Raw genomic sequence first — 17,442 nt, 5'->3', positions numbered from 1 at the left:
CGACGCCACCGCGATGATCGCGAACATCAGAACGAGCACGCCGGCCATGATTCGGTTTCGGGTCTTCGGATCCACGCTTCGAGGTTACCCGGCCGTCCGCCGCGCCCCTCACCCCGCACCCTCACCCCGCCCCTCCAGCGGCCAGCCGCCGATCTGCTCGTACCGGGGCTGCTCGCCCCGCACCCCGCTCACCGGCAGGTTCGAGCGCACCAGGGCCAGCTCCCCCACCTCCCAGCGGGCGCCCTCGAAGGTGCCGAACTCGTCGAGGAAGGGGTGCAGGTCCACCTCGTCCGTACGGGCGCGGGCGAGCGTCAGATGCGCCTGGTAGCGGCGGTGCTCGTCCATCGGGACCCCGGCCCTGCGCGCGGCGGCGTCGGCGCGCTCGGCGAGCAGCCGCAGGTCGTCCAGGTCGCCGGCGACCCCCGTCCACAGGGCGCGCCGCCCGAAGTGCCCGCCGCCGTGCAGCCGCAGCGGGAACGGCGGCGTGCGGTGCGCGGCCCGGGCGAGCCGGACGCGGAGCTCGGGCAGCAGCTCCTCGTCGACCTCCCCCATGAAGGCGAGCGTGAGGTGCCAGCCGGGCCGCGAGGTCCAGCGGAGCCCGTCGGCCCCGGGGAGCCGGTGCAGACGGTCGACGACGTGTCCGAGCTCGTCCAGGCGCGCGGCGGGCGGCAGGACGGCGGCGAAGAGCCTCATGAGGCGAGTGTGGCAGCGGTTAGCCTCTGCGGCATGAAGATCGCCATCAGGAAGGGCGGGGCGGAGGACCTCCCCGCGATACTCGACGTGCTGGACAGTGCCGTGGTCTGGCTCAACGGCAAGGGGATCACCGCCCAGTGGGGCACCGAGCCGTTCTCCGCGCGGCCCAAGGCGGTGAAGCAGGTGCAGGACACGATGGGCGCCGGTGATCCGTGGATCGCCGAGGTCGACGGCGTACCGGCGGGGACGATGACGCTGACGCCGTTCCCCGGGCAGCACATCGCGCCGGCGGACGAGCCCGAGGTGTACGTACGGCTGCTCGCGACCGACGCGCGGTTCCACGGCCTGGGGGTGGGCGCGGCGCTGCTCGCCCACGCGGCGGAGGAGACGCGGCGGCAGGGCGTGTCGCTGCTGCGGGTGGACTGCTTCGCGGGCAGCGAGGGCCGGCTCGTCGCGTACTACGAGAGCCAGCACTTCACCCCGACGGACACGTTCCTGGTCGGGGACTGGGCGGGCCAGGTACTGGAGCGGCGGGTCTGAGGACCCGCCGCTCCGTGGGCACGGTCAGCTGGTGAAGTACCCGGCGTCCAGCCCGATCCAGCCCTTGAACCCGCGCTCGTCGTAGATGCGCAGCGAGCCGTCGGCGGTGACCTCCCAGCGGATGGTGAGGGGGCCGGTGACCCCGGCGCCGGTGGTCTGGCCCACCATGCCCTGGGTGCGGCGGGGGCGGATGTGCGGCGGAAGCGTGAGGATCGTTTCGCCGCTGGTCCACGCGGCGCCGTCGGCGCGGGTCACCCGGAGGTGCAGGTCGATGCGGTTGCCCGACTGGCGGTACTGCGGGAGGTAGTTGCTGGTGGCGGTGTAGACGGTCTTGTCGTACTCCAGTTCGGTCCACGGGACGTGGTCGCCGGTGCCGTCGGTGGTGCTGGTGATGCCATAGAGGGCCATGCGTCGGTCTTCCTGGGTGGCGAAGCCGAACACGAGCTGCGGCCCGTCGGGGGTTCGGCGGACGGTGATGGCTTCGGTCTCGCGGTGGTCCAGGTGGAGAGCGGTGGTGTTGAAGGTCCGCTCGACCACCTCGCCGGTGGTGACGTCGTAGACGTTCCACCAGGAGTTGCCCGGACTCGGGTTGTCGTCGCCGTAGGCATTGCCCTCGTTCTGGTGGACGAGGTTCCCGTACAGGCACCAGGACTGGGTGCGGTACTTCGCCGGGAAACTGCGCTCCGGGGTGAAGGCACGGCTCTTGAAGGCGTCGAGGCCGTAGACGCGGTACTCCGCGGTGCCGGACGACACATGGCGTACCGCGATGCGGCCGTGGTCGACGTCCAGGGACGGGGTGATCTGCGAGGCTCCGGGGACGGGGTCGAACACCTCGACGAGCGCGCTCCCGGCGTCGACGACGGCGTCGGGCTTGAACGCGATCCGGCCGATGTGCTTGCCGTAGGCGAAGCCGCTGGTGACGCGGTCCGCGTCGGTCTCCAGCCAGAGCCAGGAAGTGCCGTCGACGTGCTCGACCCCGAGTCCGCCGCCGTGACCGAAGCCCCTCAGGTACATGACGGCGAGGACGGTGCCGTCGGGCGCGAGCTGGTTGACGCACAGATCGCCCCGACGGTCGCGGTCGTCGCGGGTCAGGGGAGTGGGAGTGACCTCGTCCGGGAGCCGACGGCCGCCGCTCATGAGCTGTACGGCGTAGGCCAGGCCGGTCACCGGATCGAAGGCGACCTGCTGGTGCACCCTGGTCTGGGTGAGGGGGATCTCCTTGCCGAACAGGTCGACGGGCTCGGCCCGCAGGTCGAACCTGTGCCCCGCGGGCAGGCTGCCGGGCGGCAGGCCTTCGGCGACGGACGCGGCCGCGGGTCCGGCCTGCGGGACGGCCGCCTGGGCGGCTCCGACGGGGGCGAGGACCGGAGTGGCGGCCATCGCGGTCAGGAGGGTACGGCGGGTCAGCGGCATGGCGGAACAGCTCCGTTCCGTCGCTGCGACGGTGCGGCGGTGGCCGCCGGAGCCTTCGGTGAGCCGTGGCCCGGTATGTGGGCGGAACGCATGGTCATGGGCGTGCAAGCCCCCCTTTCAAGATCTTCACCTGCACGGTGCCGCGATCTTCGCACAGGGAAGCGAGGGGTCGGGGGAAGATTCAGGGGGTTGCCGGAGGGCCGGGGCGGAGGCAGAACGTCCGCCCCCGCCCCGGAAGGTCAGGCCGCCGTCGCCAGCCGCTCGCGCGCCACGAACCGTACCTGCGGGTGGCCGTGGTGCCACGCCCAGGCGATCTTGAGACCGCCCACGCGGGCCAGGACCAGGCCGACGACGATCGCCGCCGTCAGGGAGATGACGCCGCCCGTCGCGAAGCCGACGCGGGCGCCGTACGTGTCGGTGACCCAGCCGAGGAGCGGCGCGCCGATCGGCGTACCGCCGGCGAAGACCATCATGTAGAGGCTCATCACCCGGCCCCGCATGGCCGGGTCCGTGGCCATCTGGACGGCCGAGTTCGCGGTGATGTTGACCGTGAGGCCGATCATGCCGATCGGTACCAGCAGCAGCGCGAACAGCCAGAACGCGGGTGACAGGGCCGCCGCGATCTCCAGGACTCCGAAGACCGCCGCCGCGACCACCAGCATCCGCAGCCGGGTCGAGCCGCGGCGGGCCGCCGCGAGGGCGCCCACCAGGGAGCCGGCCGCCATGAGGGTGTTGAGGAAGCCGTACGTGCCGGCGCCGACGTGGAAGACGTCGCTGGAGAAGGCGGTGAGCCAGATCGGGAAGTTGAACCCGAACGTGCCGATGAAGCCGACGAGGACGATCGGCCAGATCAGGTCCGGCCGCCCTGCCACGTACCGCAGGCCCTCTCGCAGCTGGCCCTTTCCGCGCGGGGCGCGTTCCACCTTGTGGAGTTCGCTCGTCCGCATGAGCAGGAGGCTCGTGAGGGGCGCGAGGAAGAAGAGGCCGTTGAGGAGGAACGCCCAGCCGCTGCCGACTCCGGCGATGAGGACACCGGCGACGGCGGGGCCGATGAGCCGCGCGGACTGGAAGTTCGCCGAGTTCAGGGAGACGGCGTTGCGGAGGTGGTCGGGGCCGACCATCTCGGAGACGAAGGACTGCCGGGCCGGGTTGTCGACGACCGTCACCATGCCGAGGAGGAAGGCGATCAGGTAGACGTGCCAGACCTGGATGCTGCCGGAGAGCGTGAGGACGGCGAGTGCGAGGCCGCAGAGGCCGAGGGCCGCCTGGCTGAAGAGGAGCAGGAGCCGCTTCGGGTAGCGGTCGGCTATGACTCCGCCGTAGAGGCCGAAGAGCAGCATCGGCAGGAACTGCAGGGCCGTCGTGATGCCGACGGCGGCGGCCGAGCCGGTGAGGCTCAGGACCAGCCAGTCCTGGGTGATACGGGCCATCCACGTACCGGTGTTGGAGACGATCGCTCCGGTGAAGAACAGCCGGTAGTTGCGGATACGGAGCGAGGAGAAGGTTTCCCCCCGCCCACGGGTCTTGAGGGTGGGTTTGTGGACGGGTGCGGAGTCTGCTCCGGGTCCCGTACTCAAAGTGCGTCGCCTCCTTGGCGCATGGACTACAGGTGGGCGAGCTTCTCCAGGACCGGGGCGGCCGCGCGCAGCTTGGCCCATTCGTCCTCGTCCAGGCCTTCGGCGAGGGTGGCCAGCCAGGCGTTCCGCTTGCGGCGGGACTCTTCGAGCATGGCTTCGGCCTGCTCGGTCTGGCTGACGACCTTCTGTCGGCGGTCGTCGGGGTGCGGCTCCAGCCGGACCAGTCCCTTGGCTTCGAGCAGCGCGACGATGCGGGTCATCGACGGCGGCTGGACGTGCTCCTTGCGGGCCAGCTCGCCGGGGGTGGCGGAGCCGCAGAGCGCGAGGGTGCCGAGCACCGACATCTCGGTGGGGCTCAGCGACTCGTCGACGCGCTGGTGCTTGAGGCGTCGGCCCAGTCGCATGACGGAGGAGCGGAGCGCGTTCACGGCCGCGGCGTCGTCGGCTGTGCCGTGGGACAGGTCAGGCATGTTTGTTAGCCTAACTCATTACTCTGCCTAAATACCAACGGGAACACGCCGACGTCGCGTGGATCACACCCGTACGCCTGCACCCCCGCGTGAACCGGACGCACACAGATCACGCTTCGGCATCCATGTATCACCCAAACGAGTGAGTCGGATCCGGAAAGTGACGCAAAGAGGCCCGGGCAGCCCCGACCCTGAACGGCATGGGATCGACAGTGCTCAGCCTGCGCATCGACGGTGAGCTGCTCGACCGGCTCAGAAGTCACGCCGCGAAAAGAGGAATGAGCGTCCAGGACTATGTGGCCCGGACGCTCATTCGCGAGGATTTCGACGAGCGGTTCAAGACCGCCGTCGACGAGACGGAGAAGTTCTACGGTGCGGAGCCGCTCTCGACTCCGGCCGACGGGGCGGCGGCCGGAGCGGCGACCGGGGCGGCCGTCGCGGCGACCGACGCCCCCCGCGATCACGTGAGGCCGAGCGCCGGCATCGCGTAGTAGAAGACGAAGACCGCGGACACGACGTACATGGCCGCCGGGACCTCACGGCCCCGGCCGGTCGCCAGGCGCAGCACGCTGAACGCGATGAAGCCGATGCCGATGCCGTTCGTGATCGAGTACGTGAACGGCATCATCACCATGGCCAGGAACGCCGGCACCGCGATGGTGAAGTCGCTCCAGTCGATGTCCTTGACCGAACCGGCCAGGATCAGGAAGCCGACCGCGAGCAGCGCGGGCGTCGCCGCCTGCGACGGGACCATCGTGGCCAGCGGTGTGAGGAACAGCGCCACCGAGAACAGACCGCCGGTCACCACCGAGGCCAGACCCGTGCGCGCACCCTCGCCGACGCCCGCCGTGGACTCCACGAAGCAGGTGTTGGCCGAGGAGGAGGTGCCGCCGCCGGCCGCGACCGCCAGGCCGTCGACGAGCAGGACCTTGTTGATGCCGGGGAAGTTGCCGTCCTTGTCCATCAGCTTGGCCTCGTCGCCGACGCCGAGGATCGTGCCCATCGCGTCGAAGAAGCAGGACAGCAGCACGGTGAAGACGAAGAGGACGCCGGTCAGCAGACCGACCTTCTCGAAGCCGCCGAAGAGGCTGACCTCGCCGACCAGCCCGAAGTCGGGCGAGGCGACCGGGTTGCCCGGCCACTCCGGGGTGGTCAGACCCCAGGACGGGACGGTCGCGACCGCGTTGATCACCATCGCCACGATCGTCATGACGACGATGGAGATGAGGATCGCGCCCGGCACCTTGCGGATGATCAGCGCGAGGGTGAGGAGCGTGCCCAGGATGAAGACCAGGACCGGCCAGCCGGTGAGGTGACCGTCGCCGCCCAGCTGGAGCGGGACGGTGGTGTGCGCGGCGTCGGGGATGCGGGAGACGAAGCCCGAGTCGACGAGGCCGATGAGCATGATGAACAGGCCGATACCGATCGCGATGCCCTTGCGCAGGCCGACCGGGACCGCGTTCATCACGCGCTCGCGCAGACCGGTCGCGACGAGCAGCATCACGACGACGCCCGCGAGGACGACCATGCCCATGGCGTCGGGCCAGGACATCTTCGGCGCGAGCTGGAGCGCCACGACCGTGTTGACGCCGAGGCCGGCGGCGAGGGCGATCGGGACGTTGCCGATGACACCCATGAGGAGCGTCGAGAACGCCGCCGTGAGGACGGTGGCGGTGACGAGCTGGCCACCGTCGAGCTGGTGCCCGTACATGTCCTTGGCGCTGCCGAGGATGATCGGGTTCAGCACGATGATGTAGGCCATCGCGAAGAAGGTGGCGAAGCCGCCGCGGACCTCGCGGGCGACGGTCGAGCCGCGCTCCGAGATCTTGAAGTAGCGGTCGAGACCCGAGGTCGGCTCCTGGGGAGCGGAAGGCTCGGGGGACATGGCCTTGGCGGTGGCCGTGGTGCTCATGGGGTGGGGTTCCTCTTCGGGAGACGTCCGTTTGGCGGTTCATACGAAGGAAACCCGCCAGAGGCAAACCGTTTCAGTATGAACACATGAACGAGCGAGCGTCTATCTCCGCGCGTAGATACGATTTCCCGCCACCTAGACTGACCCCCATGGCGAAGTGGACACCGAAGCACGAGGCACCCGAGCCCCTCGAAGGGCCCGTCGTCGCCACCATCACCGGCGGAACGATCCTCTGGTTCGTCCTCTTCCTCGTCCAGGTCCCGTTCTACGGCTGGTTCGACGACCGGGACCTGACCTGGTGGGTGTGGACCTGCCTGGCCGGAGCGGGCCTCGGCCTGATCGGCATCTGGTACGTACGGAAGCGCGACGCGGCGATCAAGCGGCACGAGGCGGCGCAGACGGCCGAGGCGGCCGGGGCGGATGCGGCGCAGGACCCCGAGGCGCGCCCTCACACGTAGCACCGGGGGACGATTCGCCTCCTCCCCCGGTCGGATCTTCGCCCTGCTCAGCAGGTGAACGGTCGGTTCCGGTCGTACCGTCGAAAACATGACTCAGCGGGCGAAGATCGACACGGACGGCAGCGAGACCGGGGCGGTGGAGCCGCCCGTCGTCCACCGTCCCGCCGGACTCACCTCGGCCGAGGTCGCCGAACGCGTCGCACGCGGCGAGGTCAACGACGTACCCGTACGCAGCTCCCGCTCGGTCACGGACATCGTCCGCGCGAACCTCCTCACCCGCTTCAACGCGATCATCGGCGTGCTGTGGGCGATCATGCTCCTCGTCGCGCCGATCCAGGACAGCCTCTTCGGCTTCGTCATCATCGCCAACACCGGCATCGGCATCATCCAGGAACTCCGCGCCAAGAAGACGCTCGACGGACTCGCCGTCATCGGCGAGGCGAAACCCACCGTCCGGCGCGACGGCGTGGCCGCCGAAGTCTCCACCTCCGAGATCGTCCTCGGCGACCTCATCGAACTCGGCCCCGGTGACAAGGTCGTCGTCGACGGCGTCGTCGCCGAGGCCGACAGCCTGGAGATCGACGAGTCACTGCTCACCGGCGAGGCCGACCCTGTGGTGAAGAAGCCCGGCGACCGGATGATGTCGGGCTCGTTCGTCGTCGCCGGCGGCGGCGCCTTCACCACCACCAAGGTCGGCCGCGAGGCCTACGCGGCGCAGCTCGCCGAAGAGGCCTCCCGCTTCACGCTCGTCCACTCCGAACTGCGCACGGGCATCTCCACGATCCTCAAGTACGTGACGTGGATGATGATCCCGACCGCGATCGGGCTCGTGATCAGCCAGCTCGTCGTCAAGGACAACAACTTCAGGGACGCGGTCGCCCGTACGGTCGGCGGCATCGTCCCGATGATCCCCGAGGGCCTCGTCCTGCTCACCTCGGTCGCCTTCGCGATCGGAGTCGTACGCCTTGGCCGCAAGCAGTGCCTCGTGCAGGAGCTGCCCGCCATCGAGGGCCTCGCACGCGTGGACGTCGTGTGCCTGGACAAGACGGGCACGCTGACCGAGGGCGGGATGGACGTCACGGAGCTGCGCCCGCTGAACGGCTCGGACGAGACGTACGTACGGAGGGTACTGGGCGCCCTCGGCGAATCGGACCCGCGCCCGAACGCGTCCCTCCAGGCGATCATCGACGCCTACCCGGACACGGTGGAGTGGCGGTGCACGGAGGCGCTGCCGTTCTCGTCGGCGCGGAAGTACAGCGGGGCGGCGTTCAGCGAGGGGAACGGCGAGGACTCGACGTGGCTTCTCGGCGCGCCGGACGTGCTGCTGCCCGCCGGTGACACGACGCTGACGGAGATCGACCACCTCAACGAACAGGGCCTGCGGGTCCTGCTCCTCGCCCGTACCGCACAGGAACTCGACTCCCCGGACGTCGCCACCGGCGCCCACCCGACCGCGCTCGTCGTCCTGGAGCAGCGGCTGCGGCCCGACGCCGCCGACACGCTCGCCTACTTCGCCGACCAGGGCGTCGCCACGAAGGTCATCTCCGGCGACAACGCCGTCTCGGTCGGCGCGGTCGCCGGAAAGCTCGACATGCCCGGCGCCGCGAACACCATCGACGCCCGGCAGCTGCCCACCGACCGGGAGGAGATGGCGAAGGCCCTCGACGAGAACGCGGTCTTCGGCCGGGTCACGCCTCAGCAGAAGCGGGACATGGTGGCGGCGCTCCAGTCCCACGGGCACACCGTCGCGATGACGGGCGACGGCGTGAACGACGTGCTGGCGCTGAAGGACGCCGACATCGGCGTGTCGATGGGCTCGGGGTCGGAGGCGACGAGGGCGGTGGCCCAGATCGTGCTCCTGAACAACAGCTTCGCGACGCTCCCGTCGGTGGTGGCGGAAGGCCGGAGGGTCATCGGCAACATCACCCGGGTGGCCACCCTGTTCCTGACGAAGACGGTGTACTCGGTCCTGCTCGCGGTCCTGGTGGTCTGCTCGCAGGTCGAGTACCCGTTCCTCCCCCGCCACCTGACACTGCTGTCGACGCTGACGATCGGCGTCCCGGCGTTCTTCCTCGCGCTCGCGCCGAACAAGGAACGGGCGAAGCCGAACTTCGTACGGCGGGTCATGCGGTACGCGATCCCCGGCGGCGTCATCGCGGCGGCGGCCACCTTCACGACGTACCTCCTGGCCCGCCACCACTACAGCGGCGAAGGCGCCCTGGAGGCGGAGACCAGCGCGGCGACGCTGACGCTCTTCCTGGTCTCGATGTGGGTCCTGGCGATCATCGCCCGCCCGTACACCTGGTGGCGCCTCACCCTGGTCGCCACGATGGGAGGCGCCTTCCTCCTGGTCCTGGTCGTGCCCTGGCTCCAGGACTTCTTCGCCCTGAAGCTGGTGGGCACGACGATGCCGTGGGCGGCGGTCTTCATCGCGGCGGCCGGCGGCCTGCTGCTTGAGGTCGCGTGGCGGTGGGTGGACCGGAAGTTCCCGGCGTAGGGCTGCCGGGCCGGTCAGGCGGCGGCCCGGCAGTCGCCACAGTCGGCGTCCGGGTCGTGGCTACGGAAGGCACGGTCGCACCCGTCGCAGTTCACGAGCGGCGCGGGTCCGTCGGTCACCGACGGCGGCGGTACGGCGGCCAGCGGAGGCGGCTGGAGCGCGGAGAGCCGGAACTCGACGAAGCGGCCCGGATGGTGGATGGGCACGTGCGCGGGCGGGAGGGCGGCCGTGAGCGTACGGAGCACCTGCTCCGGGCTCGCCGCTCTGGCCAGCCACTCCTCGACGCCGGGGGCGAGCCGCAGGACCTCCCGCCAGGAAAGCGACAGCCGGGAGTCGACGGTCCGAAGCCGAGCGAGGATGTCGGCGGCGGGCCCGCGGAGGGCGGACGACTGCGGCGGTACGGGGCGAGGCCCGGGATCCGGTGCGACGACCGGCACGGGTTCCGCCTCCGACTCGGCCGACTCGGCCTGTACGGCCTCGGGGGCGGCGGGCGACCGCCGGCTCCGCGTCCCGCACCCGGGCTTGTCGTACGACAGCGTCCGCGTGGCGAACCGCCCGCCGCCGAGGGCGACCCGCCGCCGCTCGACGTACCCGGCCGCGACGAGCTCGTTGAGGGCCCGCCGGATGGTGATCTCGCCCTCCCGGAACCGAAGGGTGAGCGTCTTGACCGTGACATCGGCGCCGTCGGGCAGGGACTGGATGTAGACGCAGAGCCCGATCGCGGCGGCCGAGAGGCGCGGATGCTGGGCGAGGTGGTTCCCGACGACGGTGAACCGGTCGGTGTGCCGGTGCCGTACGTGAATGACCCCGGAGCGAGGGGCGTCGAGGGGAATCTCGAACGGTACGGGGCGCGCGGACAGGGCCGCGTTAGACTGCGGGTAAGTCATTGGGAAGCGCTACTTCCTGGTTACTAGGCCCTACGGTCAGCGCCAATAGCGGCATATGACAAGTCGGCCCCCGCCAGAACAGGGGCTTGGTTAGCGGCGGGGGTTGGTGGGTGAAGTTCGGTGGGGTGGGGGTGCGCTGCCGTTGAGTGGGGCAGTGGGGCTCGGCTTGGCGGCCGACGGTCCTTCGTGGTCGAGCTTCAGGCCCCGCTGGTCCCTCCCGGTGGGTGAGCGGGGTGGATAACCCTGCATTTCTCCGAGTAACAGGCCCCGGATTAGGCCTCAAAGGGGTCTAATCACCCTTTCCGCGCGGAGAAACTGCACGAAACTCTCGCCGCCAGCGCCCACCACCCACGAACACAGACCAGCGGGGCCCGAATCCCCGCCAACCGACGGCCGCAACCCGCTAAGCCGAGCCCGGCTGCCCCATGCAACTGCCGCGCACCCCGAACCCACCAACCCCCGCCGCTAACCAAGCCCCCACCCACTCACCGGCACAGCCACGCTCACCGCAACCGATGCCCGGCCTCGCCCCACCCACCGGCCCGGCCGCCACACTCGGAAAGAGGGCGGCCGCACCCGCACCCACAAAGCCGAACCACCCCAGAACCCCGCTCGGGATGCGCCTCGGCTCAGGAAGGTCTTCCGCCATTCGAGCGGTGACATAGTGCCGACGCCCGCCCCCTGTCCTCAGGTCGAGGACGAGGGCGGGCGCGGGTTGCTTCTCGTGGCGGCGCTCTGTGACGAGCGGGGGTGGCCGGCGCGATCCCGGCAGGACCGTATGGTGCGAGTCCGCGCTGCCCTACCCGTGGATCAGGCTTGATCCACGTCCCCCGCGGTCAGGCCGCACCTGCCTCAGTAGCCGGTGACGTAGGTCCAGTCGTCGCTCTGGGAGTACGGCACGGAGAAGTGCTCCCCCCAGTTGTAACCGTTCTGGCAGTTGTAGGTGTTGTACGCCTTGATCGTGACGTCGCCCCGCCACCACCAGCCGGAGATGTTGGTGGTGCCGCCCGAGTTGATGTTGAAGCAGCCGAGGCTCTCCTCGCCGTTCTGGTTGTAGCCGTAGATCTCGATCGAATGCCGGTAGCCGGGCGAGTAGTGGTCCGTGTAGGAGATCTGCTGCCCGTTGGTGCCGGCGGAGGCCGCGCCCGCGCCCGTGAGGACTCCGGTGGCGGCCAGGGCGAGGGTGCCGGCGGCCACGGCGGCGCGTGTGGCGAAGTTCTTGGACATACGGAAGGTGCCCCCTTGTTCAGTCAATGCCATCGTGCGCCCGGAGTGGCCTCCGAACGCGTCGTGATCACGGTATTCCGGGGCATCAACGGCCCATCAACGTGGCGTCAACACGCGTCCGTTGCGCACAGCCGAGTACGGAGCCGCCACAGGTTGAACAGCAACCTCAAGCCTGGGGTACGGAACCGGGCGTCGGGCTCGTCGATGGGTGGGGGCTTGGTCATGGCCGGGATGGGCGGGTCTCTTGCCGTGGGTTCGGGGTGCGCGGTCGTTGCGCCCTTGACGCGGTGGTGGAGGCCGCCACACCCGGAAAGAGGGCGCCCGCACCCGCACCCCACCAGAAACCCCCACCCCTGGTACCCCTCCCGTCGGGCAAGGTAGGGCCATGGGATTCGTCGAGCAGCTCTGGAACCGCGGCGAAGTGCCGTACTGCGACGGGCTCTACCGGGCGGACGGCAGCAGCCGGGAGTTGCACGTCGACGGGCCCGGGGCGTACCACCCCGACGCCGGGTCCCCGATTCCCTTCCGGATCGGGGAGCCGTTCGACGTGGCCGAGGTCGTCGCGGAGTACGGCACCTGCGAGATGGACGTCTGGTTCGAGAGCCCGCTGCCCGACGGGTCGGGGTGGGTTCTCGGCGGAGGCGGCGGGATGGGCAACATCGGTCATCTCGCCCGTCTCGACGGCGACCGCTCCTTGCGGTGGGTCGCCTTCATGGAGAGCTCCAACCCGTTCCTCGGCGTGCGCTACGAGGGCAGCCGGGCCGTCTTCACCAACGACTGGCGCAACCTGCTGACCCTCGACCTCGCCGATCCCGCCCTCCGCTGACCTCGCCCTCCACCGGCCTCAGTCGAACCAGCGGTCCCTCTCCAGCTCCGCCGTCCTCGACGGGTCCTCCAGGAGGGCCGCCACCTCGAAGCGGCGGGGCCATTGGCCGGCTGCCCAGGCCAGGCCTGCCGCCACGCCTTCCAGGGTGGACGCGTGGACCACGCCGTCCGGGGTGCGGCGCCAGTCGAGTTCCGTGTCCGCCGCCCGGAGTTCCTCGTGTTCGATGTAGGCCGTGGGGGTCGTCGCGCCCAGGAGGATCCGGACCGACTCCGGCACCTCGTGTTCCTCGCCGACCGTCGCCACCTCCGCCTCCACCGCCTCGCTCAGGCGCCTGACCTGGAACAGTTCCGCCAGGTCCGCCGCCCGCGACGGTGCCACCGGCAGCAGCGGCACCCCGCCCGCCAGCGGCAGCAGGTCCGGGGCGTCCGCCACCATCGCCTCCGCCGCGTCCACCACGACCACCTCGCCGTCCACCACCGCGCGCAGCTCGTCCGGCAGCGTCACCTGCTCCGGGTCCAGGTCCGCCAGGGCCGTGTACAGGGCGTGGAGTTGGGCGTCCGTGACCTCCCTCTCCGCATCCGCCAGGCGCGTCAGGAGTTCCGCCGCGCCTCCCGGTTCGTCCAGGAGCGCCGCCACCGACGTACGGACGCCCAGCGCCCTCAGGACCTGCTCGTCGTCGAAGCCCGTCGCGTCGGCGGAGTCGTACAGGCCGATCAGCAGCGGGTCCGTGCCCGCCGCTCGCAGGCCCGCCGGGCGGCGGCCGTCCAGGACCGGGTGGTCGCGGAGCCACCACGCCGTGTACGAGCGGACCGTCTCCGTCGTGCCGTCCGGAAGCAGCACCCGTACGGGCTGGGTCAGGGCGTCCCGCAGCGGCGGCTGCGCGAGGAGCGCGAGGGCCTGCGGCCAGGCGTCGTCGTCGACCAGGTCCAGGTCCCGTACGGCCACGATCTCCGTCGCCACCGGCGGTACGGGCGACTCCGGCAGCCGGTCCAGGACGTCCTCGCACCACACGTCGACCGCGTCCAGGAGTCCGGCGTCGTCCGGCTCCGGGTAGTCGCCCTCGCGGGGTTCGACCTCGTCCGGGTCGAGGAGCAGGTCGGTGGCGCGGACCAGTGCGAAGGTCGCGAGAACTCCACAGGCGGCCAGCGGCTGTTCGCCCCAGCGGGCGGCCAGTTCGGCGTCCACGTAGGCCAGTTCGTCCTCGCGCATGACTGCGGCGAACGCCGAGCCGGGCATCACCAGCTCTCCCGCCGGGGAGAGTTCGCCGTCCTCGTCGGGGAGGGCCAGGGCGCCCAGCCAGGGCTCCTCGCCCGGGTCGAGTTCCGCGTCGCGGACCAGGCCGAGGACCGTCTCGACGAGTTCGTCCGCGTCCAGGGCGTCCGCGTCCTCGTCCCAGATCTCGCCCGCGTCGAGGGAGGCCGCGACCGCCGCCCGTACCTGCGGGGTCGTCAGGACCGCGCGGGGCGTGGCGGGCAGGGCTCCCAGCTTCTCCAGGATGGGGTGGGCGGCCTCGGGGTGGGCGACCTTCAGGCCGAGCCGGGTCAGTTCGGCCGGGGTCCGCTCCTGGGGCAGGAGGACCTGGCGGGGGCCGATCGCCGTACGGATACGGGCGCCTTCGGCGGTCTCCGCCAGCGGCACCGGGAGGCCCGAGAGGCGGTCCGGGTCGATGCCCGCGAGGGAGTCGTACAGGCGCCACCACCACGTCGGCGGCCTGTCCACCCCGGCGAGGCGGTCGATCGCCTCGGTGAAGGGGACGCGGCCGACGCCGAGGGTCCGGAGCTCCGGACGGCGCTCCAGGCCGGCCGGGAGGAGCGTCGGGAACACCTCGGCGAGGACGTCCACCGTGTCCGTGCCCGCGCCTTCCGCGACCTCGGCCTCGATCGGGCGGAGTGCGGGGAGTTCCTCGGTGGGGGCGGCGGGGGCCAGGAACGCGACCCTCGGCAGCCGGTCCAGGATCGCCTCGCGCAGTGCCCCGTCGAGGGGGCCCTTGCCGAGCGGGCCGGGGACGAGGTCGAGCGTGGCGGTCGTCACCGGCTGCCACTCGGCGAGGAGTTCGGCGTACGCGTCGGCCGCGCGCTGCACCAGGAAGTCGGTGAGCCGGCCGGGCGCCGGGTGCCGCCGCGCGGTGTCCAGCGGCAGGGAGGCGATGAGCAGCGCGGGGATGCCGAGGGGCTCGTCGGTGGGCGTGGGGGCGTGCACGACCGGGGTCGTCCGCGGGTAGCGCGGGGCTCCGTCGGTGTCCACGGGTACGGCCCAGGTGACCGACCAGTGGGGGCGCAGGCGCTCCTCGACCGGGCGGTCCTTGAGGAGTTCGGCGTCGAGGGGGCCGCCGTGGGAGACGGTCCGCCAGCGGTGGGTGCCGGTGGCGGTGTCCTCGATGACGACGTATCCGTCGTCATCGGAGCGGTGGATGGTCCGTACCCCTTCGGGGGTCTCCACGACGATCTCGGCGAGCCCCGGGAGGGTGAGGAGGAGGGCGTCGTCGACGGAGGCGAGGAGCCGTTCGGCGAGGTCGCGGGCGGCGGTGTCGCGCAACGGGAGGACGACGACGGTGTCGTAGCCGTCGGGGGCGGTGCCCTCGGCGGGCAGCGGAAGCCGCAGGAGGGGTACGTGGCCGTCGCGGCGGCGGAGTTCGTCACCGAGGCCGGGGCTGTACTTGGCGGACTCGGCGGCGAGTTCGCGGGCCTCCGCGAGGGACCAGCGGACGCCGCCGTGACGGCCGAGGACGGCGGGCTCGTCGGTGACGGCGAGGACGGCGGCGAAGCCGACGCCGAAGCGGCCGACGGCGCCGTGGGTCTGCTCGCGCTTGGCCGAGGCCCGGAGCGTGGACAGCGACTCGACGCCGGAGGCGTCCAGCGGTGCGCCGGTGTTGGCGGCGGCGAGGATCGCGGGGCCCTCGTGGTCGGCCGGGTGCAGGGTGAGGCGGAGGCGGCCGGTGACGCCGGCGCGGTGGGCGGCGTCGGCGGCGTTCTGGGCGAGTTCGACGACGAGGCGGTCGCGGTAGCCGCCGAGGGCGAGGTCCTCCTCGGCGTTGGCGTCCTCCCGGAACCGGGCGGGGGACGCGCCCCAGGCGTCGAGCACACCCCGCCGCAGCCGTGCGGTGCCGAAGGGATCGGTTCCGTCGGTCGTCGTCCGGACGCTGACGCTCACGTCTGACTCCACTCTGCGGGGCGGTGATAGTGCCGGGCCGGGATGGTGACACCGGGGCCCGAAGGTACCGCGCCCCGCCCCTCCCCCGCCGCCGGGGCACGTCCGGGGCCGGGGCGCGCGGAATCACTCACAGGAAAAGGCGTGAAGTGTACAGTTCTGTACATGAGTGAGACTCTCCCGATCACCGAAGCGCGGGCCCGGTTCGGGTCGCTGGTGCGCCGCGCGTCCCATGCTCGTGAGCGCATCACGATCACCGATCACGGCCAGCCGGCGGCCGTGCTCATCAACCCTCAGGAACTCGCCGACCTGGAGGACGCCCTGGCTCTGGCGCTGTACCGCGAGCGTCAGAGCTCGGGGAAGAACGGCGGTGTGCCGCATGACGACGTCCGTGCCCGCCTCGGCCTGGAGCGAGGGTGACGTACGAGATCGTCTGGGACGAGGCCGCGATCGATGCGGCCACGCGCTTCCTCAAGGACGACCCGGACGGACTGCGGCAACTGATGGACGCGGTCGACCTGCTCGCCGGGCAACCCCGACCGGAGGGCAGCGCCGAGTACGGCTCGCCCGACCTGCGCCGCATGCACGTAGGCCGCTACCGGGTGCTGTACGAGATCACCGAGACCACCGTGACGGTCGTGGTCATCCAGGTCGGCCGCATCGGCTGACGTCAGCGGCCCGACCCACGTCGGCGCCCCGCGGAAGAGGGCGGACCCCACGGGTGGTGGTCCGCCCTTCCCTGCGCCCCGACCGCGACATACGGGCGCGGCGCGGAATCGGCTACGAGTGACCCAGGTCTTCCGAGGTGGCGTCGGGTTCTGTGGTCGAGCCGGAGTCCTTGGCCGGGCGGAGGGGGAAGGCGTCCGCGCCCATCGAGTCCAGGACCGGCGGCGCCGGCCGCGGCGGCTTCGGCATGATCGCGGCCTCCGAGTGCCCGCCGCAGCCGTACGAGAGGGAGACGACCCGGCCGTCGGCGGGGGCGAACTCGTTGGCGCAGATGCCGAAGGTCTGCTTCAGGGAGCCGGCGAGCGGCACCAGGAAGGCGCAGGACTCGCAGGTGGCCGGCGCGGCCTGGGCCATCGGCGTCCGTGCGCCGAAGGACTCCTCCCAGCGGTCGGCGGCCATGTGGAGGCCGTACCGGGAGAGGACCCGGGCCCGGCGCATGCCGAGCTCTTCGGCGACCGCGGCGATCGCACCCCGCGAGGGGGTGCGGGTGACGATTTCGGCGTCCTCGACGTCGAGGTGGTCCGCCAGTTCCTCCGACACCACGGAGTTCGGCGGCGGTGCGTCCTCGCCCGAGTAGCCGGGCTCCAGGCGCAGGTCGTCCTGCTCGGTCGGCAGCAGGTCGCCGGGGCCCATGTCGCCGGGGCGCAGCCGCTCGCTCCACGGCACCCACTCGGGGGCGAGGAGGGCGTCGGAGCCGGGAAGCAGGACGGTTTCGTCGAGGGTGATGTTCTTGGCGCGGGAGGCCCGGGTGACCGTCACCGCCCAGCGCCAGCCCCGGTAGCCGGGTTCCTTGGACTCGAAGTAGTGGGTGACGACCCGGTCACCCTCGGCGACCACTTCGACGTGTGCGCCGACGATCCCGGGGGCGGCCGCCTCCTCGGCGGCCTCCCGCGCGAGGTCTACGGCCTCAGCGCACAGGCGGTCGGGGGTACGCGTGGCTCGCGGGGTACGCGGGGTACCGCTTCGCGTCGTCGCAGCACTCACAGGTCTCGCTTCTCTCCTACGCCGTCTCACGGGTGCGCCGGCCGAGGGGCGGGAGCGAAGCCACGGGCGGCGGGCGGAGCGGACC

Annotated in this window: 16 protein-coding genes; 7 read left to right on the top strand and 9 right to left on the bottom strand. The window is 71.4% G+C overall.

Annotated elements, in window-relative coordinates:
* Window positions 1-108: 108 nt before the first annotated feature.
* Window positions 109-693, bottom strand: coding sequence for an RNA 2',3'-cyclic phosphodiesterase (gene thpR, locus OG514_RS15660; protein ID WP_266895011.1), 585 nt, complete (start codon window positions 691-693; stop codon window positions 109-111).
* Between the two features lie 33 nt (window positions 694-726).
* On the opposite strand from thpR, the gene OG514_RS15655 reads away from it, so the two are divergent.
* On the top strand, window positions 727-1,233 hold the full coding sequence (locus tag OG514_RS15655; RefSeq protein ID WP_266895010.1) for a GNAT family N-acetyltransferase: 507 nt from the start codon (window positions 727-729) through the stop codon (window positions 1,231-1,233).
* 24 nt (window positions 1,234-1,257) lie between these two features.
* Here OG514_RS15655 and OG514_RS15650 read toward each other — a convergent pair whose 3' ends face one another.
* The 3 genes from OG514_RS15650 to OG514_RS15640 all read right to left on the bottom strand — a co-directional run bounded on the left by OG514_RS15650 (window position 1,258) and on the right by OG514_RS15640 (window position 4,693).
* Window positions 1,258-2,646 (bottom strand): signaling protein, encoded by a 1,389-nt coding sequence (locus OG514_RS15650; RefSeq protein WP_266895008.1) that lies wholly within the window; start codon window positions 2,644-2,646, stop codon window positions 1,258-1,260.
* A gap of 239 nt (window positions 2,647-2,885) precedes the next feature.
* Complete coding sequence (locus OG514_RS15645; protein ID WP_266895006.1) at window positions 2,886-4,223, bottom strand: MFS transporter; 1,338 nt, start codon at window positions 4,221-4,223, stop codon at window positions 2,886-2,888.
* A gap of 26 nt (window positions 4,224-4,249) precedes the next feature.
* Window positions 4,250-4,693, bottom strand: a complete 444-nt coding sequence (locus OG514_RS15640; protein WP_015035348.1) for a MarR family winged helix-turn-helix transcriptional regulator — start codon at window positions 4,691-4,693, stop codon at window positions 4,250-4,252.
* A 212-nt stretch (window positions 4,694-4,905) separates the two neighbouring features.
* Here OG514_RS15640 and OG514_RS15635 point away from each other — a divergent pair, with 212 nt between their 5' ends.
* Window positions 4,906-5,184: a hypothetical protein gene (locus OG514_RS15635; protein ID WP_266900858.1), complete on the top strand. Its 279-nt coding sequence runs from the start codon at window positions 4,906-4,908 to the stop codon at window positions 5,182-5,184.
* Here OG514_RS15635 and OG514_RS15630 read toward each other — a convergent pair.
* Window positions 5,154-6,605: an NCS2 family permease gene (locus OG514_RS15630; RefSeq protein ID WP_266895001.1), complete on the bottom strand. Its 1,452-nt coding sequence runs from the start codon at window positions 6,603-6,605 to the stop codon at window positions 5,154-5,156. The genes OG514_RS15635 and OG514_RS15630 overlap by 31 nt on opposite strands.
* Window positions 6,606-6,754: 149 nt before the next feature.
* Between OG514_RS15630 and OG514_RS15625 the strand changes: the two genes are divergently transcribed.
* Window positions 6,755-7,063, top strand: a complete 309-nt coding sequence (locus OG514_RS15625; RefSeq protein ID WP_266894999.1) for a DUF2530 domain-containing protein — start codon at window positions 6,755-6,757, stop codon at window positions 7,061-7,063.
* Window positions 7,064-7,151: 88 nt separating this feature from the next.
* A complete protein-coding gene (locus OG514_RS15620; RefSeq protein ID WP_266894997.1) occupies window positions 7,152-9,560 on the top strand; it encodes a cation-translocating P-type ATPase in 2,409 nt (802 codons plus the stop codon).
* A gap of 14 nt (window positions 9,561-9,574) precedes the next feature.
* Here OG514_RS15620 and OG514_RS15615 read toward each other — a convergent pair whose 3' ends face one another.
* Together OG514_RS15615 and OG514_RS15605 are read right to left on the bottom strand one after the other, a co-directional pair.
* Window positions 9,575-10,447 carry a hypothetical protein gene (locus tag OG514_RS15615; protein WP_266894995.1) on the bottom strand — a complete coding sequence of 291 codons (873 nt, stop codon included), beginning with the start codon at window positions 10,445-10,447 and terminating at the stop codon, window positions 9,575-9,577.
* Between the two features lie 852 nt (window positions 10,448-11,299).
* Window positions 11,300-11,674: a hypothetical protein gene (locus OG514_RS15605; protein WP_266894993.1), complete on the bottom strand. Its 375-nt coding sequence runs from the start codon at window positions 11,672-11,674 to the stop codon at window positions 11,300-11,302.
* Between the two features lie 385 nt (window positions 11,675-12,059).
* Here OG514_RS15605 and OG514_RS15600 point away from each other — a divergent pair, with 385 nt between their 5' ends.
* Window positions 12,060-12,500, top strand: a complete 441-nt coding sequence (locus OG514_RS15600; protein ID WP_266894991.1) for a hypothetical protein — start codon at window positions 12,060-12,062, stop codon at window positions 12,498-12,500.
* Between the two features lie 18 nt (window positions 12,501-12,518).
* Here the strand turns inward: OG514_RS15600 and OG514_RS15595 are convergent, their stop codons facing one another.
* Entirely contained in the window at window positions 12,519-15,662 is a 3,144-nt protein-coding gene (locus OG514_RS15595) for a sacsin N-terminal ATP-binding-like domain-containing protein (protein WP_266894989.1), read from the bottom strand.
* Window positions 15,663-15,812: 150 nt separating this feature from the next.
* On the opposite strand from OG514_RS15595, the gene OG514_RS15590 reads away from it, so the two are divergent.
* Window positions 15,813-16,067, top strand: a complete 255-nt coding sequence (locus OG514_RS15590) for a type II toxin-antitoxin system Phd/YefM family antitoxin (RefSeq protein WP_266894987.1) — start codon at window positions 15,813-15,815, stop codon at window positions 16,065-16,067.
* The gene (locus tag OG514_RS15585) at window positions 16,064-16,315 is read left to right on the top strand and encodes a type II toxin-antitoxin system RelE/ParE family toxin (RefSeq protein ID WP_266894985.1); all 252 of its coding nucleotides are present in this window, start codon (window positions 16,064-16,066) and stop codon (window positions 16,313-16,315) included. The genes OG514_RS15590 and OG514_RS15585 overlap by 4 nt, the downstream gene beginning before the upstream one ends.
* A gap of 112 nt (window positions 16,316-16,427) precedes the next feature.
* Here the strand turns inward: OG514_RS15585 and OG514_RS15580 are convergent, their stop codons facing one another.
* Window positions 16,428-17,357, bottom strand: a complete 930-nt coding sequence (locus OG514_RS15580) for a DUF3027 domain-containing protein (protein ID WP_266894983.1) — start codon at window positions 17,355-17,357, stop codon at window positions 16,428-16,430.
* Between the last annotated feature and the right edge of the window lie 85 nt (window positions 17,358-17,442).

Origin of the sequence: Streptomyces sp. NBC_00572 (assembly GCF_026341815.1) — a bacterium.
Lineage (GTDB): Bacteria > Actinomycetota > Actinomycetes > Streptomycetales > Streptomycetaceae > Streptomyces.
This window is presented reverse-complemented; position numbering and strand designations above follow the sequence as displayed.

Coding starts and splice junctions, on each gene's coding strand:
- thpR (WP_266895011.1), bottom strand. CDS start 693: ATGAGGCTCTTCGCCGCCGTCCTGCCGCCCGCCGCGCGCCTGGACGAG.
- OG514_RS15655 (WP_266895010.1), top strand. CDS start 727: ATGAAGATCGCCATCAGGAAGGGCGGGGCGGAGGACCTCCCCGCGATA.
- OG514_RS15650 (WP_266895008.1), bottom strand. CDS start 2,646: ATGCCGCTGACCCGCCGTACCCTCCTGACCGCGATGGCCGCCACTCCG.
- OG514_RS15640 (WP_015035348.1), bottom strand. CDS start 4,693: ATGCCTGACCTGTCCCACGGCACAGCCGACGACGCCGCGGCCGTGAAC.
- OG514_RS15630 (WP_266895001.1), bottom strand. CDS start 6,605: ATGAGCACCACGGCCACCGCCAAGGCCATGTCCCCCGAGCCTTCCGCT.
- OG514_RS15625 (WP_266894999.1), top strand. CDS start 6,755: ATGGCGAAGTGGACACCGAAGCACGAGGCACCCGAGCCCCTCGAAGGG.
- OG514_RS15620 (WP_266894997.1), top strand. CDS start 7,152: ATGACTCAGCGGGCGAAGATCGACACGGACGGCAGCGAGACCGGGGCG.
- OG514_RS15615 (WP_266894995.1), bottom strand. CDS start 10,447: ATGACTTACCCGCAGTCTAACGCGGCCCTGTCCGCGCGCCCCGTACCG.
- OG514_RS15605 (WP_266894993.1), bottom strand. CDS start 11,674: ATGTCCAAGAACTTCGCCACACGCGCCGCCGTGGCCGCCGGCACCCTC.
- OG514_RS15600 (WP_266894991.1), top strand. CDS start 12,060: ATGGGATTCGTCGAGCAGCTCTGGAACCGCGGCGAAGTGCCGTACTGC.
- OG514_RS15590 (WP_266894987.1), top strand. CDS start 15,813: ATGAGTGAGACTCTCCCGATCACCGAAGCGCGGGCCCGGTTCGGGTCG.